Origin of the sequence: Candidatus Phycorickettsia trachydisci (assembly GCF_003015145.1) — a bacterium.
GTDB classification, from domain to species: domain Bacteria; phylum Pseudomonadota; class Alphaproteobacteria; order Rickettsiales; family Rickettsiaceae; genus Phycorickettsia; species Phycorickettsia trachydisci.
The window spans coordinates 1,330,919-1,356,512 of sequence record NZ_CP027845.1 but is presented as its reverse complement, the minus strand read 5'-3'; the positions used below and the strand labels follow the sequence as shown (position 1 = coordinate 1,356,512).

General features: G+C 34.8%; 26 protein-coding genes. 15 read left to right on the top strand and 11 right to left on the bottom strand.

The features are described from left to right. Positions 1-14: 14 nt before the first annotated feature. The gene (locus phytr_RS05850; RefSeq protein ID WP_158706896.1) at positions 15-1,586 is read right to left on the bottom strand and encodes a hypothetical protein; all 1,572 of its coding nucleotides are present in this window, start codon (positions 1,584-1,586) and stop codon (positions 15-17) included. 323 nt (positions 1,587-1,909) lie between these two features. Between phytr_RS05850 and phytr_RS05845 the strand changes: the two genes are divergently transcribed. Then, entirely contained in the window at positions 1,910-2,551 is a 642-nt protein-coding gene (locus phytr_RS05845) for an outer membrane beta-barrel protein (protein WP_106874927.1), read from the top strand. On the opposite strand, the gene phytr_RS05840 is transcribed toward phytr_RS05845, so the two are convergent. Beyond that, positions 2,548-3,288 carry a TlyA family RNA methyltransferase gene (locus phytr_RS05840; protein WP_106874926.1) on the bottom strand — a complete coding sequence of 247 codons (741 nt, stop codon included), beginning with the start codon at positions 3,286-3,288 and terminating at the stop codon, positions 2,548-2,550. The genes phytr_RS05845 and phytr_RS05840 overlap by 4 nt on opposite strands. Before the next feature lies 1 nt (position 3,289). Then, positions 3,290-4,612, bottom strand: coding sequence for a tRNA uridine-5-carboxymethylaminomethyl(34) synthesis GTPase MnmE (gene mnmE, locus phytr_RS05835; protein ID WP_106874925.1), 1,323 nt, complete (start codon positions 4,610-4,612; stop codon positions 3,290-3,292). 102 nt (positions 4,613-4,714) lie between these two features. Between mnmE and phytr_RS05830 the strand changes: the two genes are divergently transcribed. The 7 genes from phytr_RS05830 (at position 4,715) to phytr_RS05800 (ending at position 10,190) form a co-directional block, all read left to right on the top strand. Continuing rightward, positions 4,715-5,758 (top strand): rod shape-determining protein, encoded by a 1,044-nt coding sequence (locus tag phytr_RS05830; RefSeq protein ID WP_106874924.1) that lies wholly within the window; start codon positions 4,715-4,717, stop codon positions 5,756-5,758. A gap of 5 nt (positions 5,759-5,763) precedes the next feature. After that, complete coding sequence (gene mreC, locus phytr_RS05825; protein ID WP_106874923.1) at positions 5,764-6,594, top strand: rod shape-determining protein MreC; 831 nt, start codon at positions 5,764-5,766, stop codon at positions 6,592-6,594. Positions 6,595-6,668: 74 nt separating this feature from the next. Beyond that, positions 6,669-7,544, top strand: a complete 876-nt coding sequence (locus phytr_RS05820) for an N-acetylmuramoyl-L-alanine amidase (protein ID WP_106874922.1) — start codon at positions 6,669-6,671, stop codon at positions 7,542-7,544. Positions 7,545-7,667: 123 nt separating this feature from the next. Further along, positions 7,668-8,138: a 50S ribosomal protein L13 gene (gene rplM, locus phytr_RS05815; protein ID WP_106874921.1), complete on the top strand. Its 471-nt coding sequence runs from the start codon at positions 7,668-7,670 to the stop codon at positions 8,136-8,138. Between the two features lie 3 nt (positions 8,139-8,141). Next, complete coding sequence (gene rpsI / locus phytr_RS05810) at positions 8,142-8,564, top strand: 30S ribosomal protein S9 (protein ID WP_106874920.1); 423 nt, start codon at positions 8,142-8,144, stop codon at positions 8,562-8,564. 279 nt (positions 8,565-8,843) lie between these two features. Beyond that, entirely contained in the window at positions 8,844-9,710 is an 867-nt protein-coding gene (locus phytr_RS05805; protein ID WP_106874919.1) for a hypothetical protein, read from the top strand. Between the two features lie 252 nt (positions 9,711-9,962). Next, positions 9,963-10,190 (top strand): hypothetical protein, encoded by a 228-nt coding sequence (locus phytr_RS05800; RefSeq protein ID WP_106874918.1) that lies wholly within the window; start codon positions 9,963-9,965, stop codon positions 10,188-10,190. 57 nt (positions 10,191-10,247) lie between these two features. Here the strand turns inward: phytr_RS05800 and ileS are convergent, their stop codons facing one another. Together ileS and phytr_RS05790 are read right to left on the bottom strand one after the other, a co-directional pair. Next, positions 10,248-13,382, bottom strand: coding sequence for an isoleucine--tRNA ligase (ileS, locus tag phytr_RS05795; protein WP_106874917.1), 3,135 nt, complete (start codon positions 13,380-13,382; stop codon positions 10,248-10,250). Next, positions 13,379-13,999, bottom strand: a complete 621-nt coding sequence (locus phytr_RS05790; RefSeq protein ID WP_106874916.1) for a COQ9 family protein — start codon at positions 13,997-13,999, stop codon at positions 13,379-13,381. The genes ileS and phytr_RS05790 overlap by 4 nt, the downstream gene beginning before the upstream one ends. An 87-nt stretch (positions 14,000-14,086) precedes the next feature. Here phytr_RS05790 and phytr_RS05785 point away from each other — a divergent pair, with 87 nt between their 5' ends. From phytr_RS05785 to phytr_RS05770, 4 genes are all read left to right on the top strand, one after another. Next, entirely contained in the window at positions 14,087-14,278 is a 192-nt protein-coding gene (locus phytr_RS05785; protein ID WP_158706895.1) for a 30S ribosomal protein S21, read from the top strand. 121 nt (positions 14,279-14,399) lie between these two features. Then, positions 14,400-14,639 (top strand): translation initiation factor IF-1, encoded by a 240-nt coding sequence (infA, locus tag phytr_RS05780; protein ID WP_106874914.1) that lies wholly within the window; start codon positions 14,400-14,402, stop codon positions 14,637-14,639. Between the two features lie 2 nt (positions 14,640-14,641). Then, positions 14,642-15,220, top strand: a complete 579-nt coding sequence (locus phytr_RS05775) for a Maf family protein (RefSeq protein WP_158706894.1) — start codon at positions 14,642-14,644, stop codon at positions 15,218-15,220. A 149-nt stretch (positions 15,221-15,369) separates the two neighbouring features. Then, entirely contained in the window at positions 15,370-16,128 is a 759-nt protein-coding gene (locus phytr_RS05770; RefSeq protein ID WP_106874912.1) for a YebC/PmpR family DNA-binding transcriptional regulator, read from the top strand. Positions 16,129-16,133: 5 nt separating this feature from the next. On the opposite strand, the gene tsaD is transcribed toward phytr_RS05770, so the two are convergent. Genes tsaD through holA form a run of 5 tightly spaced genes read right to left on the bottom strand, consistent with a single transcriptional unit; the run spans position 16,134 to position 20,122 of the window. Continuing rightward, positions 16,134-17,135, bottom strand: coding sequence for a tRNA (adenosine(37)-N6)-threonylcarbamoyltransferase complex transferase subunit TsaD (gene tsaD / locus phytr_RS05765; protein WP_106874911.1), 1,002 nt, complete (start codon positions 17,133-17,135; stop codon positions 16,134-16,136). Continuing rightward, complete coding sequence (gene efp, locus phytr_RS05760) at positions 17,135-17,704, bottom strand: elongation factor P (RefSeq protein ID WP_106874910.1); 570 nt, start codon at positions 17,702-17,704, stop codon at positions 17,135-17,137. Before efp ends, tsaD begins: the two co-directional genes overlap by 1 nt. 15 nt (positions 17,705-17,719) lie before the next feature. After that, a complete protein-coding gene (locus phytr_RS05755; RefSeq protein WP_106874909.1) occupies positions 17,720-18,487 on the bottom strand; it encodes a metal ABC transporter permease in 768 nt (255 codons plus the stop codon). Between the two features lie 2 nt (positions 18,488-18,489). Then, positions 18,490-19,164 (bottom strand): tol-pal system protein YbgF, encoded by a 675-nt coding sequence (gene ybgF / locus phytr_RS05750; RefSeq protein WP_106874908.1) that lies wholly within the window; start codon positions 19,162-19,164, stop codon positions 18,490-18,492. Further along, positions 19,124-20,122, bottom strand: a complete 999-nt coding sequence (gene holA, locus phytr_RS05745) for a DNA polymerase III subunit delta (protein WP_106874907.1) — start codon at positions 20,120-20,122, stop codon at positions 19,124-19,126. The genes ybgF and holA overlap by 41 nt, the downstream gene beginning before the upstream one ends. Positions 20,123-20,186: 64 nt before the next feature. Here holA and phytr_RS05740 point away from each other — a divergent pair, with 64 nt between their 5' ends. Then, positions 20,187-21,029, top strand: coding sequence for a CDP-alcohol phosphatidyltransferase family protein (locus phytr_RS05740; RefSeq protein WP_106874906.1), 843 nt, complete (start codon positions 20,187-20,189; stop codon positions 21,027-21,029). Positions 21,030-21,394: 365 nt separating this feature from the next. Here phytr_RS05740 and nhaA read toward each other — a convergent pair whose 3' ends face one another. After that, positions 21,395-22,879: a Na+/H+ antiporter NhaA gene (gene nhaA, locus phytr_RS05735; RefSeq protein ID WP_106874905.1), complete on the bottom strand. Its 1,485-nt coding sequence runs from the start codon at positions 22,877-22,879 to the stop codon at positions 21,395-21,397. Positions 22,880-22,943: 64 nt separating this feature from the next. Between nhaA and phytr_RS05730 the strand changes: the two genes are divergently transcribed. Together phytr_RS05730 and phytr_RS05725 are read left to right on the top strand one after the other, a co-directional pair. Beyond that, positions 22,944-24,668, top strand: a complete 1,725-nt coding sequence (locus phytr_RS05730) for an ABC transporter ATP-binding protein (protein WP_234352489.1) — start codon at positions 22,944-22,946, stop codon at positions 24,666-24,668. Next, entirely contained in the window at positions 24,665-25,594 is a 930-nt protein-coding gene (locus phytr_RS05725) for an LD-carboxypeptidase (RefSeq protein ID WP_106874904.1), read from the top strand. The genes phytr_RS05730 and phytr_RS05725 overlap by 4 nt, the downstream gene beginning before the upstream one ends.

Below are 25,594 nucleotides of genomic sequence, written 5' to 3'. Positions count from 1 at the left end.
AATAAACAATGTTATTATTGAGGCAAAGACATACCATAATACGGAACATTAACTTGCAAAGTGGTTGCAGGAAGCTTAACAACTTCCTGAGAATTGCCGTTTTGTACACTAACTTGCCCCTCGCCCGTTTCAAAATCAAAATTAGAGTCTAAAACTTTATAGTACACGGCCTCATTGTATCTAGTACCACCTCCTACATTTATCTCCTTACCCCATATGATACTTTCCTTAAATACTTTTTGGATGTCTGCGGTGAAGTAAGGTATTTTTTGCTGCTTGTAGTTTAATTTTGTACTCTTTCCTAAAAGGTAATTAGTAAAAGTAGTATTATTTACATCCGTAATTAAACTAGTAATTTTCTGTTGCTGCTCATCTGTTAGCACATTACCTGCAGCATAAAAAAACGTCTCAGGCGTAAACTTGCAATACGTCTTATCCTGCTTACACAACTGTATTAAGTTTCTCATAACGCCATCTAGATCAATTATCGAATCAATCTGCCCAGCTATAACGTACCCTTTCGTATAGGGTAAATGTTCAATTTGAGATATCTTGAAAAAATAATCATCAGCCGTCTTATCGTCTAAATAATGGGCTAAGGAAGTAAAGTAATCAGCAGCTTTTGCATTATATAAATCTGTAAATTTCATCCAATTCTGATCAAAATGCAAGTTAATTTTATCTGCATAATACTCTGTAAACCCCTCTACAAACCATTCAGTTCCCGTTAATAATTTACCTATCCTAAAATGAGTATTTTCATGTCTTACTAGATGATCTAAATCGTCTTTACTAGTATTGTCTGGTACTATAAAAAATAAGATCGTACGCCCAATCACCGTACCACCAAACCTTCTGATAATGTTTGAGATTGGAGCTTTGATTATAATAGACAGCTTATGAGCTGGTTCATTGGTAGAAGAGGCTTGCCAAAACTCCTCATGCTTAGCAAATATTGGAGCAGCAACCGAATCAAACATATCCTGCAAAGCTTGATCAGGGGTCCACATAACTATATCAACACCATCTTTATAGTAATATTTCATGTCATTGCTTGCCACTATAATTAAGCGATCTAATTCAGATAACTTAGTGGTCATAGTATTGCTTTGATAAAAGTATGGATGTGTGCTGAAAGCTACATTTGGTATATTGCTCTTAACCTGAATAGTAATGTTGTCATTATAAAGAGGTGGAGTTATAAACAAACCTATACCCATTAGGTAAAATCTCTCGCCACTTATGAAGTGGTCGTAATGATCGGAAAACCTATTTATAAGCTCTTCATTATCAACACATAAAATATCGTATTCTATACGTAAATCAGTTCCAGGATTCAAACCGATACTCTTCGTTTGAGGATCATATGTACCATTGGACCTAATATTAGTAATCTGCTTATTATAAGAGGTACCCCAAATGACATCCGGCACATAAAGGCTAATATTGCCTTCGTTATTTTGCACTTCGTTTTGGTCAAAGGTAGCAGTAATGTGTATCTTATCAATATTATGTTCAATGAGAAAGTAAGATGCGAAGGAGAGATGGTGTATTAAGAAGAAAAAACAGATAAAAATCTTTTTCATATGAGCCTTTTGAATGTTCATCAATTATCTCATATAAAAAATATCTGCTTTAATTCTTTTAACTTCACGCCCAAGGATATTCAATTTGGTTGCATGTTTGCTTCGCATCAAGCCAAAAAACTTAATATCACTTTTTGTAAAAAAGAATAAAAAAGTAACTTAAATATTATTAACAATAATGCATGGTATTTTTACCACATTTCAAGTACATAAATTTAAACTAAAAGATTTATTACAGAAGACTTACCGCGCTCAATATGGTATAATTAAGTTAGGCTCTATCAGAGTCAGAAGGTACGTTTTAACTAATTAAGGTAAGGCTTATGACTAAACTACACAAAATACTTTTACCATTGCTAATCACAACTACAGCTCAAGCTAATCATAACTTTTATTTACATGGAGCCGTAGGAGCTATATCACAACATAAACCCTCACTTCCTGAAATATCAGATGATTCTGTATATAGAATTAAAAAAACTACTCCAGCGCCCGAAATAAGTTTTGGAGTTGGTTATCAATTCAGCCCAAGAACAAGGGGTGAGATAGTTTTCGTAAAACCTTTTTTCAATAAAAGTAGAATGGTTTTAAAAGATGAAAGAACAAATGAATTTACAGATTACGCTATCATTACTCCAAACGTTAATTCACTACAATTAAGAGGATATGTAGATATTTTTGACATATGCGATACATATAAAGTATATCTAGGCGCAGGTGTTGGAGCATCTCACGTAAAAGGCAAACTTAAAATTGATTATGGTAACGAAGCAAATGTATATAAGTTCAAACATAAATATAATTTTGCTTACATTTTTGCAGCCGGTACCAGCTTTAATATATCTAAAGATTTAAAAATCGGTTTAGAATATAATTATAGCTATCATGGCAAGGCGAGAGATGGATTTTATAAAACACCTCTGCGGTCACATGGAATTATTGCTAAAATCAGGTGGGATCTTTAGGATTTAAAAGCATATAACAAGAATTCTTGATTTCCTTTCATGCCAAGCTGGGAGCAAGGTTTGATACCGACAATATTAAAACCTTGCCCCTCAAGCCAATTAGCAACGCTATCACAAGCTTGCTTGTGCAACATGGGATCTTTAATAATCCCCCCTTCTTCTACCAAATGTTTAGGTAATTCAAACTGAGGTTTAATCAAAGCGATTAATTCTCCACCACTTTTAAGTAGACTCAAAGATGGAGCAAGACAATTTGTTAATCCTATAAAGCTCAAATCACAGCATATTAAATCTAAATCTTCAGGTATAAGACTTTTACTTAAATGTTTGACATTTGTTTTTTCAAGCAGGGTAATTTTAGGGTTATTTCGCAGACTATATGCAAAAAATCCGCTAGCAACATCCACCGCATAAATCTTGTACGCTCCATTTTCAAGCAATATCTGGGTAAAACCACCTGTACTACATCCTAAATCTGCACAAATCTTGCTCTTAACATCAATATCGTAGCACTCAATTGCATCCTTTAGCTTTAATGCAGAGCGAGCAACATATTTATGATTCTTAACTTGCTTCACTTTGATATCACTTCTATTTAAGTTCACCTGCATTCCAGGTTTGAGTAATTGACTTGAAGAATCATGAACTAAACCTCTAATACACAAACTCGCGGCTTCTTGTAAATTACTAGCCAAGCCATTTTCAACTAAGTAATGATCTAAACGCACCTTAGACAAATTATTTACCTATACAAAATGATGAAAATATTTCTCCTAAAATCTCATCTGCTGTAATTTTGCCTGTAATAAGGCTTAAACGACGAGCTGAAAGTCTAATATCTTCAGCAGCAAGCACCAAGTCTTTTTCTAAAGAAAAGTTGTTTAATAAACTTAGAGCCACCTCAACGTTTTGCCTATGACGCTCCCTAGTGATATAGGGATTTTGTAAACTTGGTGATATTTTTTTAATCTTATCTAAGATCTTTTCCATAAGTTCTTCCAGATTTATTTTTTGCTTTAAAGATATGTATATAGCATCAGAAATTATTGGAATATTAGGATTTAAATCTACCTTATTTATAACCAGGATTGTTTTGTCGTCTATCAAATCTTTAATGCCTTTATCCAGATTATTCACATCTATTTCAACATCCACAACTAAAAGCTTAATATGCGCCGCTTGAGTTTTAGTTACAGCACGCTTAATACCTTCAAGTTCTATTACATCATAAGTATTATTTCTAATTCCCGCAGTATCCATTACACATACAGGATAGCCTTGTATGTCTATAAAAGTCTCTATGCTGTCTCTCGTAGTCCCGGGCATAGGAGAAACAATAGCTACATTTTTATTTGCAATATAGTTGATTAAGCTTGACTTACCAACGTTTGGGGGACCAAATATACTTAGGTTAATACCCTCTCTAATTACCTCTCCCCTATTGTGGTCATCCAGGTGATTTTTCATCTGCTGCTTTAAAGTTTGGATGTTCCTTTCAATCTCTCCTAAAACTTTAGATGAAATACCTTCTTCGGGAAAATCTATATACGCCTCTAAATAAGACATAACTTTTAACAAAGACTTGCGCCAAGACTCGTATAAACCGCTAAGCAATCCAGATGATTGTTGCATAGCCTGTTTATGTTGCATCTGGGTTTCAGCATTAATCAAATCCACTAATCCTTCAGCCTGGATCAAATCAAATTTACCATTGATATATGCACGCTTGCTAAACTCTCCAGGATTAGCAATCCTTACTCCTTGAATTATAGCTAAAGATTTGTACATAAGCTTAGAAATTGCTAGACTTCCATGTAAATGAAACTCAATAATATCCTCCCCTGTAAAACTTGATGGAGCCTTAAAATATAACACTAAGCCTTTATCAATTAATTCATCTGACACTGGGTCAAACACATCAAGCAAATAAGCTTTTCGAGGCTCAAAAAATGCCTTTTTGGTCAAACATTGTGCAGCATAAAGAGCCCTTGGTCCCGATATGCGATACACAGCCACACCAGCTTTAACAAGTCCCGAACATTGTGCAAAAATTGTAGTCATAAAAATACAGATAGCCTCTTTGTTTAGTTTTTAGTATAGTCTTAAAATATGATTTGATTTTAATTGATTATAACAACTTTTGCTACAAAATATTAATAAATTATGTTTAACAAGTTAATACAAATGTTCTCATCAGATATGGGAATCGACCTAGGCACCGCTAACACTCTAGTTTACGTCAAAAATAAAGGCGTAGTTTTAAATGAACCCTCAGTAGTTGCTCTAATCAGGGATAGTAGTGGTTATAAGCCTTATGCTTTTGGCCAAGAAGCTAAAATGATGTTGGGTAGAACGCCATCTGAGATAGATGCTAAAAGGCCCATGAAAGACGGAGTAATCGCAGATTTTAGAGGGGCTGAAGAGATGATTAAACACTTTATCAGGTCCGTGCACAAACGTCGTAGCTTTGTTGGTCCGCTGATCATAGTATGCGTTCCATCAGGATCTACCCCAGTTGAGCGCAGGGCGATACAGGAAGCAGCAGAAAGTGCTGGAGCTAGAGAAGTGTTTTTAATTGAAGAGCCTATGGCAGCAGCAATAGGAGCAGGACTCCCTGTAACTGAGCCAAAAGGTTCTATGATAGTTGACATCGGAGGAGGTACAACAGAGGTAGCAGTATTATCACTTGGAGGGATTGTTCATGCAAGCTCAGTACGCGTTGGAGGAGATAAATTTGATGAGTCTATTATTTCATACATAAGACGCACTCATAACCTTTTAATAGGCGAACCAACTGCCGAAAGAGTAAAAAAAGAAATAGGCACTGCAAAAGTATCTCCTGAAGCAACTGATAAAAATCATGTATATATAAAGGGACGTGACTTAATTAACGGTATTCCTTTAGAGATTAAATTGGAACAAGAAAGCATCGCCGAAAGTTTATCTGAGCCGATTAATCAGATTATTGATACTGTAAAAAATGTCCTTGAAGTAATACCGCCAGAGTTATCTTCCGATATCGCAGAAACTGGTATTATGCTAACAGGAGGAGGCGCAATGCTGCGTAACTTAGATCAGATGTTAAAAGATGCAACGCAGTTACCAGTATACGTGGCAGAGCAACCATTATTATGCGTTGTTCGAGGTATTGGCCAGGTACTAGAAAATTTCAATACATTAAGGTATGTATTATTTAAACAAGACTAATTTATATGATCTTATTCGAAAATAGAACAAAAAGAAGCTCAAACGTCAATTTTTATCGCAAAGTTTTATTAGTATGTAAAAAGTTTCTAATAGTACTTATTTTAGTCGCTCTATTAGTAAACTATCTACTTAGCAAAAATGCTTCAAGCAGAAGTTTATCAATAGATATTTCAGGAACTTTGCATAAAGCTGTAAATAGCTCATTTGACTATTTTGGTAATTTCTGGAGCAATATTATTGGGTATTTTGGAGATGTTAAAACTTTAAAGTTAGAAAATCAAAAACTCTCTCAAAAAGTCTTGCAATTAACTCAAGAGATAAATGATCTTTCAGTAATCCAAGATCAAAACCAAGAGCTTCGTAAACTACTGAATTTTATTTCTGGATATAAAGCTCAGAGCATCACTGCTCAGTTAATTTCAATTACTACTAACCCTGAAGGACAATACGGCCTTATTAATTGCGGGAAAAAACACTCTGTTTCATTAGGTGATACAGTAGTATGCGACCAAGGATTTATAGGTAAGATAATTCAAGTTGGAGATTACTATTCTAAAGTATTATTAATTACAAACTCAAAACTTCGTATTCCGGTACGCTCATCTTCTGGACAAAAGGGAATACTGAAAGGCGACCCAGATCAACCCTATATTTCATATATCGCACGTCCTGATAAAGTTAACACAGATGAGCTACTATTTACTTCACTTGATTCAGCAAACTTAATAGCAGATATTCCGATTGGTCGCATTGCACACATGAGTAACAAGGTATTAGTCAAGCCAAATACAAAACTTGAAGATTTGCGCTTCATCAGCGTACTTAAAAAACCTTAAGGATAAAACCAATTGTTCATATTTGAAAACTATTATATTCTAACAATATTGTAATTTTTGACTATGAAATTATTATGAAAAAAGCCTATGAATCTTTACCAATTAGTACAGAATATCAAAGCCCTAATTATACTCACAAAATAGAGTGTATAGTACAACACCATACAGTTGCAGATTTTCGAGGAACTTTGGATATCTTTTTAACGCCAGATAAGGTATCTGCTCACTACGTTATAGATAAAACCGGAAATGTTTATAATTTAGTACCTGATACAGTAGCTGCATGGCACGCAGGAGTTGGAGAGTTTACTAAAGGCAGTAAATTTAACCCAAAAGGTCGTATAGCATCACTTAATCTTCACTCTATTGGCATTGAGAACGTAAATACAGGCAATGAGCTTTTTCCAGAGGAACAAATGAGGTCTAATGCTTACTTATTAAACATCTTGCATGATAAATATAAATTTAATCCCTTATTAGTTGTAGGACATTCAGATTGGGCACCCGGCAGAAAAATTGACCCTAGTCCCTTCTTCCCATGGGCTAAATTTGCTCGCGCATCACATTCAGCTGAAGGGTTTGGAACGGAAATGGACTTTGGAGCTTGGGCATTTATAGATAAACGTAGTAATGTGGACATTATTTCTTGGCAACAAATTCTCGCAAGTCAATCCAAAGATGAAGTTGAATCAACCTTAAAAGCGGACATTCAGTCAAAATTATCTACTCTAGGATATGTATGCGACACAGATCAAAAGTTACAAGATGCGATTTTAGCATTTAATATTCACTATGGCAGCGAAGAAATTGTTAAATTACCTCACTTTGAAGACCATTGGAACAAAATATATGAAAGTAATACTTCAGAAAATCGTGAACCTTTAGTGTATTGGTCTGACACTAATGATAAAATTATGGGGGAAATTTTTAATCAATTTGATGCAGCTTAAAAGTTGTGCAATTTGAAAATTACATAAAAGCCTAACAAGCAAGTTTATCTTATCATCTAAATCGTTGACAAAACTTGCTATGTTTGTTACTATTACTCTTTAGAATAATGATAGATTTTGATAATGAATAAAACTTACTCTATAAAAGCTGGCGATATAAGCAAGCCATGGCTTCTAATTGATGCAAAAGACCTGGTTTTAGGTAGACTTGCATCTGAAATAGCAAAAATTCTAAGAGGAAAGCATAAACCTACTTTCACTCCTCATATGGATTGCGGCGACAATGTTGTTGTTATTAATGCAAAAGATATCAAATTAACGGGTAATAAAGCTGCAAGAAAAGATGGTAAGATTTATTACTGGCATACCGGTCATCCAGGAGGTATTAAAGAAACAACTGCAGGTAAATTGTTAGAAGGCAAGTATCCTGAAAGAGTTTTAGAGCTGGCTGTAAAACGTATGATTAGCAAAAACACTTTGCGCAATAGACAAATGAGTAATCTACATATATACGCAGGATCTGAACATCCACACAGCGCTCAAAAGCCAGAAGTATATGATTTTGGTAGCAAAAACCCTAAAAATAAAAGATAAAATATGGAAGCTATACCTCAAACAGAAACAACTAAAATTGCAGACTCATCTTACGGTACAGGAAAGCGCAAAACTTCTATAGCCCGTCTATGGCTTCGTAAGGGATCTGGCTCATTTAAGGTAAATGGCAAATTCATGCAAGAATATTTTACCAGAGAAAGCTATAAGCTTGATATTTTAAAGCCTTTAGAAGTAGCAGAAATGCAAGGACAGCTTGATTTTAACTGCACAGTACAAGGTGGGGGATTAAGTGGACAGGTTGGTGCTATTCGTCATGCATTAAGTAAAGCAATTGATGCACTTCATCCATCTAAAAGAAAATCTCTAAGACAAAATGGTCTTCTTACTCGTGACTCTCGTATTGTAGAGCGTAAAAAATACGGTAAACGTAAAGCTCGTAAGAGTACACAATTCTCTAAGAGATAATATTTATCTCAACAATTTTCTAAGGCCCCTATGTTTAGGGGCCCACAATTTTTTAATAACAATCCCAACCTCAAATACAAATCCAAATTAATTATTACTTCTTTTAATGTATGCGAGATCTTCGTTTAGAATCGAAGAATCTTGACTTGAACAGCTTATTAAAGCATTTGTGGGATTTTCGCATCAAAAAAAGACATTTTTTAATTAATATTGGTTTAAAAATTAAAAATTATTTGATATAGCTAGAATTAGAATATAATCAAGCTCAAAAAAATTTTTATGGATAATGTAGATAATAAATCACTAGCAAAGACTAACAAAACCGTCTTTGATTTCTCTGAAATTAATGAAATTTTAGAAGACGGTTTTATTGTTCCGCAATCTTTAATGCGGCAAAGTAATTCATATAGCAGCACAAAATTTGAAGGATCTAACAGCTTCGTCTCAACAGAATTTTTGAGTAATACTGACACAGAGCCAGGAATCCTATTCCCCTCTACGTATACTCATTGTACTTCCTTTGAAGAAGCATTAGACGCAGCTAATCAACTAGAGATAGATATCGTAGAATTGCTCGAACAGCATACAGAATGCGAATTCATTGAAATTATCAATCACCATCTACAAGATACAAGAAGCACTCCATGTTATGAACCAAAATTACAGGAATTATTCGCTGTAGCTAATGACCTAGGGATTAATACAGATATAATACTCGAAAATGCCAACATGCTAGGAATATTCTTGCATGAGGCTTTAGAAAGTGCAATATTTGAGTCACAAAATTACATGCATCAAAATGTAAGTCCTAAAAATTCTTCAGAAAGTTTCTTAGAATCTAAAAAATCAGCACTACCTAACAATAAAACAAGATATCGCAAAGACCTTATAGATGATATACCCAACAGTTCAATAAATCCTTCCCACCAGTTAAGGAAGAATGCACTAATCAAAGAATTATCTCTTCAAGGAATAGATAAATTAACTGCCCAGGCTATCGCAGAAGCAAAGTTTGAAAATAAAAAATTCACCCCAAAATCAAAGGTAGATGAAATAGAAGATATAAAATCACCCGAACATATTATACTAGAAGAAAACTTAGACTGCTCTGGATCTGATTTGGGTACTTCAGATACGATGGATTAAAATATATCAGTAGCAATAAATCTTAATTAATCAACTCTAAGGATAATTTATTACTAACCTTAGATTGATTAAATAATTATGTCACTCAACTTAAAATTTACTAACGGCTGCCAAATATAATCAATACAAAAAAAGTATTTTTTTAATAGATTTTTAATTTTAATTTTTGTAAGATCATATATAACAGTTGCATTTTTTATCATAATACAACTGTTATGTTTATTGGTTAACCCTCTAAATGTGGTTATAGTTATGACAAACAATATTAAACAAGTTATTAAAGCTCGAAATGATGACCTAAAAATGGGAATCAAAAATACGGCTCTGATTTTAGGAAGTATTTTTCCAAGCTATAGTTTAATTATATTATGGCTAACTTATAGAGTAACACACAATTTAGCCCAAGCAATTATAGTATCTGGATTTATTTCTATACCTTTGCTATGGGGACTGTGCAAAATTTTTCAAGATCGACCGTGATGAAGTAAAACTTTTGAAATCCGCGCATATGCCACATAGGTATACTATGTCTTGCCGTCATTTCTTAAAGAGAATAATTTTGCAATCAAGTTCTTTGACGGCTATTTCATAATTTTGCGCATTAGTCTCCTCTCGTAGTTTTGACAAAGTTTGCTCCTCTATAAAGCCTTTATGCAAGTTAACTGCCTCAAGTAAATCTTGATTGTCCGTATCAATTGCAATATCTATATGTTGACTAATCTCGCACTCAGCATCTTTTCTTGCCTGCTGTATGAATCTTATCAAGTCTCTTGCTAGCCCCTCTAAATAAAGCTCATGCGTTATTGTTAAATCAAGTTTTATAATGCCATTTATATTACTTAGCACTTTAATGCCCTTATCCCCATCTTTCGGTTCAAGTTTTAAATCAAACTCATTTTGTTCTAAAACCACATCCGCAATCCTAATTTGCTGCCCTTCTTGCTTCCAGTTACCCGACCTACTTGCAGCTATTATATCTTTTATTTTAGCTGGAATACGTTTGGCTATTATAGGTAAATTCAGACTCAGTTTTAGAGAGGCAAATTGATCTACGTCGCTTTCAAATGCAATGTTTTTAACATTAACCTCAGCCTTAATAATATCCTCAAATTGCTCTAAGTTATGGCTTTGATCGGATATTATACTTAAAACGCCCAAAGGCTGCCTAATACGAACATTTTGAGAATTTCTTATAAATAGCGCGCAATTGCAAATATCTAATACCGCGTCCATGCTTTCAACTAACTCAGGATCGACTTTAATATCTAAGTTACTTGGGAACGATTCTAAATGAATGCTCTCTGCTTCCTTATGAAGCCCCAAATATATCTCTTCAGAAAGCAGTGGTATAAGCGAACTACTTGCTCTTATTATATGATCTATGCAAGTAAATAAGGTATTATATGCCGTAATTTTATCCTCATCTTTTTCTGATTTCCAAAACCTTGGCCTACTACGCCTTATATACCAGTTATTGAGCACCTCAAAAAAGTCAAATAAACTTTGTGCTGCTGTTTGAGTATCAAAATTATCTAACGCCGATTCAATCTGACCTATTGCCAAAGAAAGCTTAGATAAAATATATCTATCTAAGACATTTTGAGATGAATAATCTATTTCAGCATTTATTTGATCAATGTTTGCGTACATAGTGAAAAAATGGTACGCATTCCATATCGGCTTAATATAAAGCCGCAAAGTTTCGTATATGATTTTGCCTTCTTTATCAATTAAAAACTCTTGACCTTGCATAACTGAGGAGCAAAGCATTGTAAGCCTCATTGCATCTGATCCATACTCAGCAAAAAGCTCCATAGGATCTTTATAATTATTTAGGCGTTTAGAAAGCTTTTGACCGCTGCTATCTAAAATAACGCCATGGCAGATACAATTCAAAAAGGGAGGCTTATCAAAAAGCGCTGTAGATAAAACCATTAAGGTGTAAAACCAACCTCGCGTTTGTGCTACATATTCAACAATAAAATCTGCAGGAAATCTTTTTTCAAATTGCTCCCGGTTCTCAAAAGGATAATGGATTTGCGCATAAGGCATAGAACCACTCTCAAACCAGCAATCAAAGATATCAGGAATTCTACGCATCATTGATTTGCCTGTCGGATCATCTGGATTAGGACGCATAAGGTGATCTACATAAGGCCTATGAAGGTCTGTAATTTTAGTTTTAAAGTCTCTTTCTAATTCAGCGATAGAACCATAGACATCTATCCTCGGGTACTTTGGATCATCAGATTGCCATATTGGAATAGGTGTGCCCCAAAATCTATTACGACTTATAGCCCAATCTTTTGCTCCTTGTAGCCAGTTATGGAAAATGCCATCTTTAATATGCGAAGGTATCCAGTTAATCTGTTGATTTAGCTCAACCATTCTATCTTTAAAAGCCGTCACCTTCACATACCAAGATGGCATTGCTTTATAGATCAATGGAGTGTCAGTCCTCCAACAATGAGGATAGTTATGTAAATACTGCTCTGTTTTTATCCAATTACCTTGCTTTTTAAGTTTGATGATAATTTTATCATTCGCATCAAATACATTTAACCCTTCAAGATCTGGCACTTGGCTAGTAAATTTACCCTCACTATCAACAGGACATACTAACTCTATATTATGCTTTTGACATAACTCATGGTCATCTTCACCAAAACCTGGAGCAATATGTACAATGCCAGTACCACTTCCTTCGGTTACAAATTCAGCTCCTAAAACTCTAAATGAACTTCCATGATCCGAAAAATAATCAAATATAGGCTTATATTCTAAGTTTTCTAAGACTTTGCCTTTAAAGGTTTGAGCAACTTCTGAAATTTTTAGACTTTCTTTAGCAAAGGAAGCAAAAATATAACACGCATCTCCCTGCAAACTAGCACAATATTCAAGCTCAGGATTTACCGCTAAGGCTAAATTGCTAGGTAAAGTCCATGGAGTTGTCGTCCAAGCAAGTATTCTATAACTTTTAGCAGTAACATTAATAAAATCTGGTTTATTTTTTAAGATAAAGCTAACAGTAACAGCATTATCAGCACGCTGGCGATAGCTATTATCAAGCCTTGTTTCAAAATGTGATAAAGGAGTTTGACAAGCCCATGAGTAAGGCATAACCCGCATTGCCTGGTATACGTATCCTTTCTTATAAAGCTCTGAGAAAGCCCACATAACAGATTCCATGTAATCCTTATCCATGGTTTTGTATGAGTTTTTAAAATCAACCCATCTAGCTTGTCTTGTTACGTAATCTTCCCAAAGGTCTGTATATTTTTGTACTTCACGCTTGCAATGAGCGTTAAATTTGTCTATCCCGTAGTTTGCAATTGACTTTTGACCAGATAAACCCAGTTCCTTTTCTACAGGCATTTCAGCTGGCAAACCGTGGCAGTCCCAGCCAAAGCGACGCTCTACTTTCTTACCTTTAGATGTCTGATATCTAGCAAATACATCTTTAATAAAACCTGTTAAAAGATGACCATAATGAGGCAAACCGTTTGCAAAAGGAGGACCGTCATAGAATCTAAATTCGTTACTTTGTCCATTTTTTTCAGCTGGATTCTTATCAACTGATTTCTTAAAAGTTTGATTTTTTTTCCAATATTCTAAAATCTTTTTTTCAAGTTTCGCAAAATCTGGGCTTGAGGATACTTTTGGATAATTCATACAAACATTCGAATAACAGGTAACTTATGTAAAAAATTATATATTTTTTTCGTTGTCTTGGCAGTTTGGACTATTTGATTTAGGGATAAAGAGATAAATTCTCTGGTACTTGCATGATTTTCAGAGTTGTCAAAGTGATAGCGTCTCTGGCTTGCCAGATACACCGAGTGCAATAGTCCTCTTTTAGAGTAATAGTTAAAATCAGTAGAATTATCACCCGCATATCTCCATATTTTATCTACACTGCGCCAAGTGATTTTTGATGCAAAGGCAATATTAGAAGGCTTGCGATAATACTTAAAATTTGCTTCTGCTAAGGCTTTAGAACAAGAAGTTTCACAAATTCTTGCTGTAAGAGCTGCGCAAATTTTGTTCGTAATTCCCCTTATCTCAGTCATGCTTTCGAGCTTATTTAACATTTCTTGATCATATTTTTCTTCCAGAAATGATAAAATCTCTTGGCTACCGCGACTAAACCATATATAATAGTATTTAGGATGTAATTGCATTTTGCTGCATGCAAGCTCTGGAAGTCCATCGCTCCAGCCGCAGGAAATAGATAAATTTTGAAGCTCCTGCAAGAAAGAGTCGCGTAATTTTTCTTGTGAATTATTCATAATGAAAGAAATTTGTGCATGTATGCAATTATATATTTATTGTAGTAAGTGATCAACATATTAATTAAATTAGGTAACTAAATACAAGTGATACAAGTTCAAGTTCAGCCTTATGATCCTAAGAAATCTTTGCTTGATTTAAGGCGTAAATGTCAAAGGGAGGGTTTATATGCTAAAGTCAAATTATGCAAATTCCATGAGCCTAACCCTTTAAAGAAGGTTCGCAAAGAACAAGAATCAAGGCGCAGACGCCGCAAAACCAGAAGAAGCGGAGATTAGTCATACCAATTAATTGCAAATAAACAGTTATAAAAAATTACTCTAGCTAGTTTAAAATTTAAACATTGTATATTTTCAAAACTTGCTATATTGATTGGTTATGTAAGAATAAATAATAAACATGTCAAATAAAGAATCTTTAGTAGAATACGAAGGAGTAGTGACGGAGCTGTTACCTGGAGGAACTTTTAGGGTCAGATTGGCTCTCGAGAATAATCCGGATAAAGAGCACGTCATAATAGCTCACATTTCAGGCAAGATTAGGAAAAATCGCATCAGAATTCTTGTAGGCGACCGAGTTAAGCTAGAAATCAACGTATACGACCTAACAAAAGGAAGAATAGTCCATCGTTATAAATAACCTTGAAACAGAATTTAATAACTGATAGCAGCCTGCAGAAAGCTCTGAGCAAAATAGGCGCTACCCCTAGTCAAGTTCTAGATATACCAACTATATCTGAGGCAGCAGGCGATAGTCCTATTATTGTTTCACAAAATCTTGCTACACAAAGGGCAGAAAAATTGCTAGAAAATCATAATAGCGATGGTATTTTCGTAGCATCTAGTAAAATCGCCGCTCTTGGAAATCGCATTTTACCTGTTGCAACAAATGATGAGTTAGTAAGGCAAAATTTACAAAAAATATCAGGTAGAAGGCACAAGGTTTATGTATCGGTTTGCTTTATTAAAAAAGAAGGGACTACTATAATCAAAAAAATTAGAACTACAACTAGCATTTTAAAAATCAAACGCCTAACAGAAGAAGAAATTGAAAATTATGTCAAAAGCAAGCAAGGCTTAAATATGCCTGGAGGCCATGATTTTAAAAGGATAGCAGCTAGTTTCGTAATATTTTTTTCTGGCTCTCTAGCACCAATACAAGACTTGCCTCTTTATGAAACTCGTAATATGCTTTTATCGTTAGGTTTCGTACTAATGTAAATAGAGCTATTGCAAGATAATTATTTTTGAGGTATTTTTAGGAATAATCGCACGGAAAACCGGATAATACTCAAATGTATTTGAGAATCCCGCGTACGATTATGACAACAAAAGACCCAAAAAGAATTTCTTTGCAATAGTTCTAGTTTATGGCAGGCCATTCCAAGTTTAAGAATATACAGCACCGCAAAGGCGCACAAGATAAAAAAAGAGCTAAGGTATTTACAAAAGTCCTTAAAGACATAATAGTAGCGGCAAAGCAAGGAGCGCCAACCCCAGACTCAAATAGCAAGCTTCGTCATGCAATTGCAGCAGCTAAAAAGATAAATATCCCGAAAGATAGAATTGATAATGCTATCAAGCAAGTAACTAATCCTACAGGACAAGATCAGTATGACGAGATGAGGTATGAAGGCTTTGCACAAGGTGGCATCGCAATTATTGTTGAGGCCTTAACAGACAATAGAAACCGTACTGCATCAGCTGTCAGATCCACGTTTAGCAAATATGCTGGTAACCTAGGCGAAACTGGAAGTGTAAGCTTCATGTTTGATCACATAGGGATAATCACTTACAAAGCAGATGATGTAAAAGCAGATCCTGATAAAATAATGCAAATAGCAATTGAATCCGGCGCCATAGATGTCGTCTCCGAAGATGATGAACATACTTTTTATACTGAAATAGAAAGTTTCTCAGATGTTCTAGATAATATTGTCAAAGAATTAGGAGATCCTGAAGAGTCATACATTGGGTGGAGGCCAAAAAATTTGGTATCCGTTGAAGATGAAGATAAATGCCGCACGCTATTCAAGTTAGTAGATACTCTTGAGGATTTGGATGACGTCCAACGCGTCTTTGGTAACTACGAAGTGCCAGATCATATATACCAAAAACTTCTTAGCTAACTTTTTTATAATCTCATTTGGGCGTTGAGAGAATGTTTTTGATCATCAAGACCCACTTGAATACGCTCAATTCCTGCCCAGGCAATCATAGCAGCATTGTCAGTACACAATTCTTTAGGTGAGGTGATTAACTTAACGGGAGATATAGCCTTTTGAAGCTCGGATTGGAAATATAAATTACACGCAACACCACCAGCCAGAGCTAAATTAGTTCGTAAATTTAACTCTTGTATAGCCTTTTTAGTTTTTAACACTAAGCTCCTGACGATAGAATATTGAAGAGAGGCACATACATCATTTACAAATTCTTCCAATCGCATTTGTGTTAATAGATCCTGAATTAAAAGACGCGCGGCAGTTTTAAGACCCGAAAAAGACAGGTCACAATTATCGCTTTTTAGCATAGGAATTGGTAGAGGATATTTTGTATGATCACCAGATAGTGCCATTTTTTCAACCACAGGACCACCAGGATAACCCAAATCCAGCCTCTTTGCCACTTTATCAATGCATTCACCTACAGAATCATCTAAGGTGCGTCCTATTACTTGATAATCGCCTGTTCCTTTAACATAAATAAATTCGGAATGCCCTCCAGATATAAGCAGAGCAAGATAAGGATAGTCTAAATCTTTATTTGCTAGCCTTGCCGTCAAGATATGCCCCTCTAGGTGATTGATATGCAGAAGCTTTTTTTTGACAATATGACTAAGACCTTGTCCGTACATCATTCCCACAATAAGACCACCTATGAGCCCCGGTCCAACCGTAACACTAATCGCATCAATCTCGTCCAAAGTCAAATTAGCCCGCTCAAGGGCACTTTTAACGCAATAATCCATGTTATCCAAATGCGCCCGAGCGGCAATTTCAGGCACAACCCCTAAATATGGCCTATGCTGTTCATGTTGAGAAACGATAATGTTAGATAATATTTTTCTATCACTTGTAACAACGCTAGCTGAAGTATCATCGCAACTAGACTCGATACCAAGTACTTTAAGCATTATTTTACTCTTTCAACAAAAGATGAATCTTCTGTTTTAACCACAACCTTATCGCCAATATTTAAATAAGGTGGAACCTTTATAGTAATACCATTTTCTAATAACGCAGGCTTATAAGATGAAGCAGCCGTTGCACCTTTAATCACAGGATCAGTCTCTGATATTTCTAATGTTACAGTTGAAGGAAGTATGAAGTTAATTGGATCACTCTCAAAAAAATCTATTTTAATAAGCATCCCGTCTTGCAAAAATGCAAGCATTCCTTTATCAAAATCACTTTTATCAAGTTCAATTTGATCAAAATCTTGGGTACCCATGAAGAACAATGATTTTTCATCTTGATATAAGAACTGATATTCTTTTTGCTCTAAATGAGCTTTCTCAAGATAATCTGATGAACTAACGCGTTGAACGGTTTTAGTTTTTGTTTTAATATCTTTTAATTCAAGTTGAACATATGCAGGACCCTTACCAGGTTTGACGTGCTCTGGAGCTTTAGCAATAAGCATTAACTTGCCATCTTGTACTATAATGTTTCCTATTTTGAGTGAATTAGCAGAGATTTTCATAATTTTTATTTTTTTTCATACAATATACTTTTTACCCAGTAAAGTCAAAAATAAACCTATCACTTGAGCTATACAAATAGTCGCAGCAACGGAGAAATTGAGTAAGAATGCCAACTTTAGACCTAGCAAATTAAGCACAAGAGAAAAAGTTGCAGCATAAATTAGCATTGTTTGAGGCGTTTTGCTAATAAGCCTTGCAAAAAATACAGGAACAATACAAAGACTGCCAACCATCAATCCTCCCACAATTTTTACAACCATACTGACGTTAAATGCTGCAAAACACAACAAAATAGCTCGCCACCTAGATATATTAATACCCAAACTTGCAGCAATATCCTCATTTAAAGCAGCAACTACAATAGTCTCAAACTTATTCCATATAAGCCCAATAGATAGTAATGCACATATACCCAACATCGTCACTTCTCGTATATTTGTAAGCAGTAAATCTCCAAATAAAATACCCTCAATATCAAGATCTATATTCATACTTTCGGCAATAATAATGCTAACAGCAATAAGAGAAGTTGTTGCAACGCTTAAAACTAGGCTATGATCTTGAAAATGCTTCTGCAGATAGCTACTAGTAGCAACAAATAGCATACTTACAAAACAACTGCACCATTCTAAAGGAATACCGAAAATACCATGCAAAACAGCAGCAAGTAAAAGGACGTGGATAATGCTGTCTGTAAGATAGGTATATCTATTCCATACCATTAAACATCCCAAGTTAGAAAGTAGTATAGAGCTAAATATGCACGCAAGTATAAGGAGCATATTTACTTACAATTATGCTTTAACTTTAAATCTTTCACACTTTTTTTCATGTTACTACTTAAATTTTGAAACTCTTTTTCAAGTTTATCAAGGATTTGACAAGATTGCTCTGGTTGCTTTAATTCTCCCAATGACATCGCAACTTTTAAGAGGGCATCAGGCGCCTTTTGTCCTTTTGGATATTTTTGATAGCACTTCAAATAGTATGATGCAGCATTATAATAATCTTTTTCATAAAACAAGGCTTCAGCATACCAAAAAATCATTCTATCAAGTAAGCTACTTTCTGGATAAGTTGCAATTAAATCAGCAAACTTGATTTTAGCAAGATCATATTTTTTATCTTTCAGTGCGCTCAAAGCAATATCATATTGAACTTTTTCATTAGGCTCTTTTGCTTCCTCTACTTTAGATTCCTCTACTAGAGGTTTTACAGAATCTTCTTCAGATTTGACTTCTTCTTTTGACTCAATTTTAGGAGTTGGATTGTCAGGAATTTGGGGGATAGCATTTTTAGCTTGAATTTTTTCTATCTGCTGCTTGAGAATTCGAATGTCATACTTGAGCATCTCAACTTCCCCCGTTAATTTCTTAATTTCATTAATTAGCATCTCGGTATCAGCTAAAGCAGATCCGCTACATGTTAGCAGAATAAGTAATAAGTAAATTCTTCTCATAATTATTTAATAAAAGATTTTCAAAAATATTTTTTACATTTGCGCCAGTTGATTTTAACTTCACTTCGGCGGCCGTCAAAAGCTTTAGCGCATTAAAAATTGAAGTACAATTTAATGTTGCAACAAATTCTTTAAAATGTTTCACATACATAAAAAATACAGGCGGCTTTAAAAGCTTCATAGCTTCATCGACGCTCATTCCAGCTTTTGTATGTAGTTTTACAGTATACAGGTTAGTATAATATTTGACAAGGCTCCTGATAATCAGCATCTCGGGAATATTATTATGCAGCAAGCACTCTATGTCATTTAGATAATTTTTTAAATCACCCTTAACAAAACTTATAATCAACTGATCTAAAGAGACATTCCTCATTGGTACTATAGCTTCATGCACATCTTCAAGAGTAATTTGATCCTTATCATTACAGTAAATCAAAAGCTTATCCAACTCGCTATATAAGAACTGCCTATCACTATTAAGGTTAGCGCATAAATATTCTAAAGCTTTTGGCTCTATCCCCTTACCCGCAAGGTATCTTTTAACAATAAGTTGCAAATCTATGGCAGACTCTGGATAACATGGAACTAACGCTAGGTTAGCTTGCTTTTGGAATAATTGCTTTAAACTTGGAGCAAGATCATCTGCGATAAAAATTGGAAAATTATGCGTCTGAGTTTTTAGCGTCTGTGCAATCTCTTTTGTAATGTTTCCATTAACTCCAGTGATGATGATAATTTCTTTCGTGCTAAAAAAGCTCAAAGCGTTTAAGGTTTCTGATAACGCAAAGTCTTCTGAATAAGTTATTTTACGCACAGGTAATTCTAAAATTTTTTGCACCTGTGAAACGTAGTAATCTATTAAACCCTTTTCAGAGCCATGAAACATTATGCCATAAAGTTTATCACTTTTTATTTGATGTGATACTATATCAAAGTTTTTGGGGTAAAATATCATATGTCATTATTTGCAACCTCGGCTATTTGCTATTATAGTTTAAACTGAATAAATTCAAAATCAGATGATTAAAATTAATAATAAGCATTTTCATAAACCATTGGCGCTAGTTAAATTAATACCCAATTTACTCACGCTGATGTCCCTGACTATTGGGCTTAGCAGTCTTAAGGCAGCTCTTGACGGTAATTGGGAGAAGTCAGTAGTATGCATAATTATTGCAGCAATCATTGATGGTGTAGATGGAAGGGTTGCACGCTTCTTGAATGCCACTAGTCCTTTTGGAGCCGAACTTGACTCATTATGTGATTTTGCAAATTTTGGTATTTTTCCTGTATTTATCCTGTATTTATGGCTTTTACCCATGGTACACCCAGGTCTTCTTTGGAATGCTACTGTGATTTATGCAATCTGTATGGTTATAAGACTTGCAAGATTTAACACCAATCTGGCATCTAACTCTAACGATCCAGCGCAGAAGATATTTTTCACCGGAGTACCAGCTCCTATTGGTGCCGTTTTAGTTTTAATGCCTCTAATGCTGAGTTTTGAATTGATTAGTAAACTTAATATTAGATCTTATGGCTTTATAATTCCTTTTTATGTAATAGGTATCAGCTTGTTACTTGCCAGCAAAATTCCAACCTTTTCTTTAAAGCACATGCACATTTCTAAAGAACAAGTTTGGCTTGTAATGCTTACGTTCGCGATATTTACGATGGAGATGCTACTTTATCCGTGGTATATTATACCATTCATGCTGATTATGTACGTCATGAGCATACCTTTCAGCATCAAGCAAGCAAAGCGGCTAAAGGTAAGCATCAAGGAAGATAAGAAACAAAACCTCGATCTGACACTGCAAAAATACTCTAAAAAAGATGCTTTAGAAGAAAAAGTGAAATAAATTATGCTATGTCAGTGTGAATATCCCCATTAACATTCGTTTAAGATACGCCAACTAACATACCACTCAATGAGCAATCTTCCAATAGGGGTTTCTAAGCAGCGATCCCAGAGGATAAACCAATTAACCTAAAAAGATTTATATAAAGTTGTTATAAGGCCACTTTCGGGTTATCAAAAAGATCAAGAAAGAGTCAAGATTTGTAATTGATCGCCCCTAAATAAACCCTCATCACTAAAGCCAAATACATATTCCTCAGCTATATATTTATAAATGATATAATATGTGATATTTTAGCCACAGTGTTGTAAAAATATCACACTATATTAATCCTAACCGCTTATTTTTTAATATGTTTTGAATTTTTATGGCGCATACCTCCAAGCAGGCGCTGGCTTCCTTTCGTAGCGATATCCTAGTTGCTTAAGCCAATGTCTTATTGTCCACTTGCTAAATCCAAAATATTTTGCTGCTTCTTCAAGCTTCATATGAGGTTTAAGACGTACGTATTCCTCAAGTGCATCCAAATCTATCTTAGCTTTAGAGTTTTTACGTTGAGCAGGAATAAATGTATCTTTTTTATATTCCTCATACCATCCTTCAACAGTCGAGGGGCTAATATTAAAATTCCTAGCTAAATCATTATAGGTTTGACCTTGTCGCAAACCCGCTATAACTCTTTCTCTAATATCATTACTGTAAACTTGTAGTGATACCTTGCTCTTGGCTACAGCGCTTCTTATATCTAGTTTAATGAAGATCGATGCATATGCTACTGTCACAACAGAGCTAAAGAGTATCCCTATTTTAGCTAAGTCTTGACGTACATGATCTTCGAATGCTAAAAAGCTCATAAATAAGCTCATAGTAAATCCAATACCTGCTAAAACCGATACGCCGTATACTTCAAACCAATTACTTTTTTCAGGCATTTCGGCAATTTTGTTTTTCACAGAGAAATAAGTACACGCAAAAATTCCAACCTGTTTACCTAAAAATAGTCCTAAAATTATGCCAAGTGGTATGGGGTTTAATAAATCAGATATGCCCAAATGTAAGAATGACACTCCGCTTGCAACAAAAGCAAAAATAGGCAATATCAAGAAGTTTACCCAGTGATGAATGGTGTGCGCTAATTTTTTTAAAGGAGAAGAACCATCAGCTCCTAACATTGGGATAAATGCTCCCAACAATACTCCTGACATAGTCGTATGCACTCCGCCGAAATAAAAGCATAACCATAAGGGGATACCTAACACTAAATATATGCTCAAGTTAGCTACTTTTTGACGATGTAAGTAAAACATAATACATACAATACCTATTGCTCCAACAATTGGAAGCAAGTTTAATGCATGATTGTAAAAGATTGCTATGATAAGCATTGCAGCCAAATCATCAAATATTGCAATTGATAATAAAAAGATTTTGATTGCATTACTAAAGTTCTTAGCCACTAGGTTAAATATGCATATTGCAAAAGCGATATCCGTTGCGCAGGGTATTGCAAATCCTGATAAATTATCTGGAGTTCTCAGATTAGCTAACCAATAAAAGATAGCGGGAAATATTACTCCCCCAGCTGTTGCAATTAGGGGCAATATTATTTGGCTGCGCTCTTTAAGGCATCCTTCATAAAACTCCAACTTAAGCTCTAGGGCAATTTTTAAAAAAAATATTGCCATAAGTAGATCTTTAACCCATTCCTCAAAACTAAGCGCTCCTATCTGAAAATGACGCAGGGCTTCATATCCACTTACCAAAGGCGTATTGCTAATAGCTAGAGCCAATAAAGCTGCTAAAATCATTATAATTGAGGCCAGTTGATCTAAGTCTAATTTTTTCAACATGTAGTGATTTATAAATTAGTATATGATAGGTTAATATATCATGTATTAATAAGAAAGTTAAAGAGTGATCAAGGACGATTTTTTTTATATTCTGAAACGTTTAGTAAAAAACCATATAAGGCCATATTTTAAAGAGCTACTTTTAGCAAGCATTTTGATGGTGGTTGTAGCCCTTTGCGCTGCAGCTTTAGTACAAATCGTAAAGCCTGCATTTGATAATATATTTTATTCCAGCGATAGGTCGATGCTGTTTATTTTGCCTTTAAGTATTATTGCAGTTCAATGCATAAAAGCTTTGGCAGAGTTTGCTCAAGAATATTTGGTAAGATCAACTGGGCAAAAGATCTTGATAGACCTGCAGGTTTTATTATTTGAGCATCTAATGCATTCTGATTTAAGCTTCATCAGGAGCCAGCCTCCAGGAAAATTTATATCCAGATTTACGAATGACATACAGCTCATGAAGTCAGCAGTTTCTAGCTTACTTGTAGGCATCGCTAAAAACCTTCTGATGGTGGTATTTTTAGTCATCATGATGTTCAAGATGGATCCAACACTTTCTATAATAGTGTTTTTCGTATTTCCTGTTGCAATTTATCCAGTACAGCAAATTGGAAGAAGAATGCGTAATACCGTATACGCTATGCAAGAGAAGTTATCAGACTACACTGCCACTTTGGATGAAGTGTTCCTATCTATCGAAGTGGTCAAATCTTACATGGGCGAAAATTTAGAAATTTCTAAGGCAAAGGAGCACATGAAGGAGATATATAAAATTTCTCGCAGATCTATACTACTAGATTGTCTTACATCACCTATGACCGAAGCTTTAAGTGGAGTTGCTTTGGCCGTGATTTTATTTTATGGAGGATGGCAAATTATTAATCAAACTTCTACGCCTGGAGCGGTAATTTCATTTATCACCGCCTTTGTTGCCGCATATAGGCCTTTTAAGGACATTTTATCCTTAAACGTACGTCTGCAAGAAGGTATTGCAGCTAGTAAAAGGTTATTTGAGATACTTGATACAAAACCTACAATTATAGATATTCCAAGCGCTATAGATGTGAAGTTAGGAAATCCAAATATATACTTTGAAAACGTTAATTTAGAGATAACAGACAAACATATTTTAAATGATGTAACCTTTGAGATACCAGCCGGCAAGATTACGGCTATTGTGGGGCAATCTGGTAGCGGCAAAACCTCTATCATCAACCTGTTACTCAAGTTTTATGAACCAACTAGTGGTAAAATATTATTGGGTAATCACAGTATTAGAGACATCAAAACGGATTCTTTGCGCGCACAGATTGCTTTAGTATCCCAAAGTGTGCTTCTATTTGATACAAGCGTTTTAGAAAATATTCGATACACCATGGATGCTGATGAAGAAGCTGTAATCAAAGCTTCAAAAGATGCGTTAGCAGATGAGTTTGTAAAGCAAATGTCACAAGGCTACGAAAGTCAAATAGGATTTCAAGGCACAAAACTATCAGGAGGTCAAAGACAAAGACTTTCTCTTGCAAGAGCGTTTGTCAAAAAAGCACCTATCTTGATATTAGATGAGGCAACAAGTAGCTTAGATTCACAGAATGAAGAAGCAATTTTAGATTCCATCAAAAACAAAAAGCAAACAATAATCATAGTAACGCATAAACTCTCATCTATAAAGGATGCAGATAACATAATTGTGCTTAAAGATGGAATGGTTGTGGGACAGGGGAAGCATGATGAATTACTCAAAGATAATATCCATTACGCAGAAATGTATAATAAAGTAGAATGAAAATTAATTTTGACCCTAGATCTGAATATTGCGCGATAATTGCTCCATCTTCTCGTATGCATAGTAGTGATGATTTTACACGTCTTGCAAAAGTCTGTTTCAAAACAATGGATGCACACAGCATTAAAACCAAATGTAATTTTCAAGTACTTCATGATACTTCACATCTTTTTTACGCAGCTCCTTTAGAAAAACGCACTCAAAACCTCATAGATTTCTTGGAAGATGATGAGGTGAAATTAATTTGGTGTTGGCGTGGAGGATATGGAGCAAGTGAGGTTGCCCATGAGCTACTTAAAAAAAATTTTGAGCTTAAATCACCTAAGATATTGATTGGATGCAGCGATATTACTAGTTTGCATATATTATTTAACAAAAAATTGGGCATTCCTTCTATCCATGGCGAAGTTTTTAATCAAATTTTGAGAAAATCTGAGAAAATGCCTCCTATCCTAGACTTGCTACAAGGTAAAAGTTCTAGTTTTATTCTTACTCCTTTAAATAAACTTGCAACCAGGGCCATCCAAGGCGTGATAACTGGAGGAAACTTAACAGTTATTACAACCATCATAGGAACAAAACTTCATCCTAATTTTGATAATGCTATTTTGATGTTAGAAGAAGTCAATGAAGCACCATATTCAGTTATGCGCTCTTTAAAGCAAATGGAATATGCTGGATTATTAAAGAAAGTAAAAGCAATAGTGTTTGGTGATATTATTAGCGATGCTGAGCATATGAAAGACGTACTTAATGTATTTGCTAAAGAAATTAAAGTGCCTGTATTTAAAACAGATGGCTTTGGTCACGGTGATATAAATAAGCCTTTTTGTATGGGAATAAAAGGCACAATTGATACAAAGAATTATACTTTAGAGATACCCTCTCCTTTTAGAATGGATATAAAAAGCCAGCCAGAGACATAA

Coding starts and splice junctions, on each gene's coding strand:
- phytr_RS05830 (WP_106874924.1), top strand. CDS start 4,715: ATGTTTAACAAGTTAATACAAATGTTCTCATCAGATATGGGAATCGAC.
- tsaD (WP_106874911.1), bottom strand. CDS start 17,135: ATGCTTAAAGTACTTGGTATCGAGTCTAGTTGCGATGATACTTCAGCT.
- phytr_RS05805 (WP_106874919.1), top strand. CDS start 8,844: ATGGATAATGTAGATAATAAATCACTAGCAAAGACTAACAAAACCGTC.
- phytr_RS05725 (WP_106874904.1), top strand. CDS start 24,665: ATGAAAATTAATTTTGACCCTAGATCTGAATATTGCGCGATAATTGCT.
- infA (WP_106874914.1), top strand. CDS start 14,400: ATGTCAAATAAAGAATCTTTAGTAGAATACGAAGGAGTAGTGACGGAG.
- phytr_RS05790 (WP_106874916.1), bottom strand. CDS start 13,999: ATGAATAATTCACAAGAAAAATTACGCGACTCTTTCTTGCAGGAGCTT.
- phytr_RS05755 (WP_106874909.1), bottom strand. CDS start 18,487: ATGCTCCTTATACTTGCGTGCATATTTAGCTCTATACTACTTTCTAAC.
- mnmE (WP_106874925.1), bottom strand. CDS start 4,612: ATGACTACAATTTTTGCACAATGTTCGGGACTTGTTAAAGCTGGTGTG.
- phytr_RS05845 (WP_106874927.1), top strand. CDS start 1,910: ATGACTAAACTACACAAAATACTTTTACCATTGCTAATCACAACTACA.
- rplM (WP_106874921.1), top strand. CDS start 7,668: ATGAATAAAACTTACTCTATAAAAGCTGGCGATATAAGCAAGCCATGG.
- mreC (WP_106874923.1), top strand. CDS start 5,764: ATGATCTTATTCGAAAATAGAACAAAAAGAAGCTCAAACGTCAATTTT.
- phytr_RS05770 (WP_106874912.1), top strand. CDS start 15,370: ATGGCAGGCCATTCCAAGTTTAAGAATATACAGCACCGCAAAGGCGCA.
- phytr_RS05800 (WP_106874918.1), top strand. CDS start 9,963: ATGACAAACAATATTAAACAAGTTATTAAAGCTCGAAATGATGACCTA.
- phytr_RS05740 (WP_106874906.1), top strand. CDS start 20,187: ATGATTAAAATTAATAATAAGCATTTTCATAAACCATTGGCGCTAGTT.
- rpsI (WP_106874920.1), top strand. CDS start 8,142: ATGGAAGCTATACCTCAAACAGAAACAACTAAAATTGCAGACTCATCT.
- efp (WP_106874910.1), bottom strand. CDS start 17,704: ATGAAAATCTCTGCTAATTCACTCAAAATAGGAAACATTATAGTACAA.
- ileS (WP_106874917.1), bottom strand. CDS start 13,382: ATGAATTATCCAAAAGTATCCTCAAGCCCAGATTTTGCGAAACTTGAA.
- phytr_RS05850 (WP_158706896.1), bottom strand. CDS start 1,586: ATGAAAAAGATTTTTATCTGTTTTTTCTTCTTAATACACCATCTCTCC.
- nhaA (WP_106874905.1), bottom strand. CDS start 22,879: ATGTTGAAAAAATTAGACTTAGATCAACTGGCCTCAATTATAATGATT.
- ybgF (WP_106874908.1), bottom strand. CDS start 19,164: ATGAGAAGAATTTACTTATTACTTATTCTGCTAACATGTAGCGGATCT.
- phytr_RS05820 (WP_106874922.1), top strand. CDS start 6,669: ATGAAAAAAGCCTATGAATCTTTACCAATTAGTACAGAATATCAAAGC.
- holA (WP_106874907.1), bottom strand. CDS start 20,122: ATGATATTTTACCCCAAAAACTTTGATATAGTATCACATCAAATAAAA.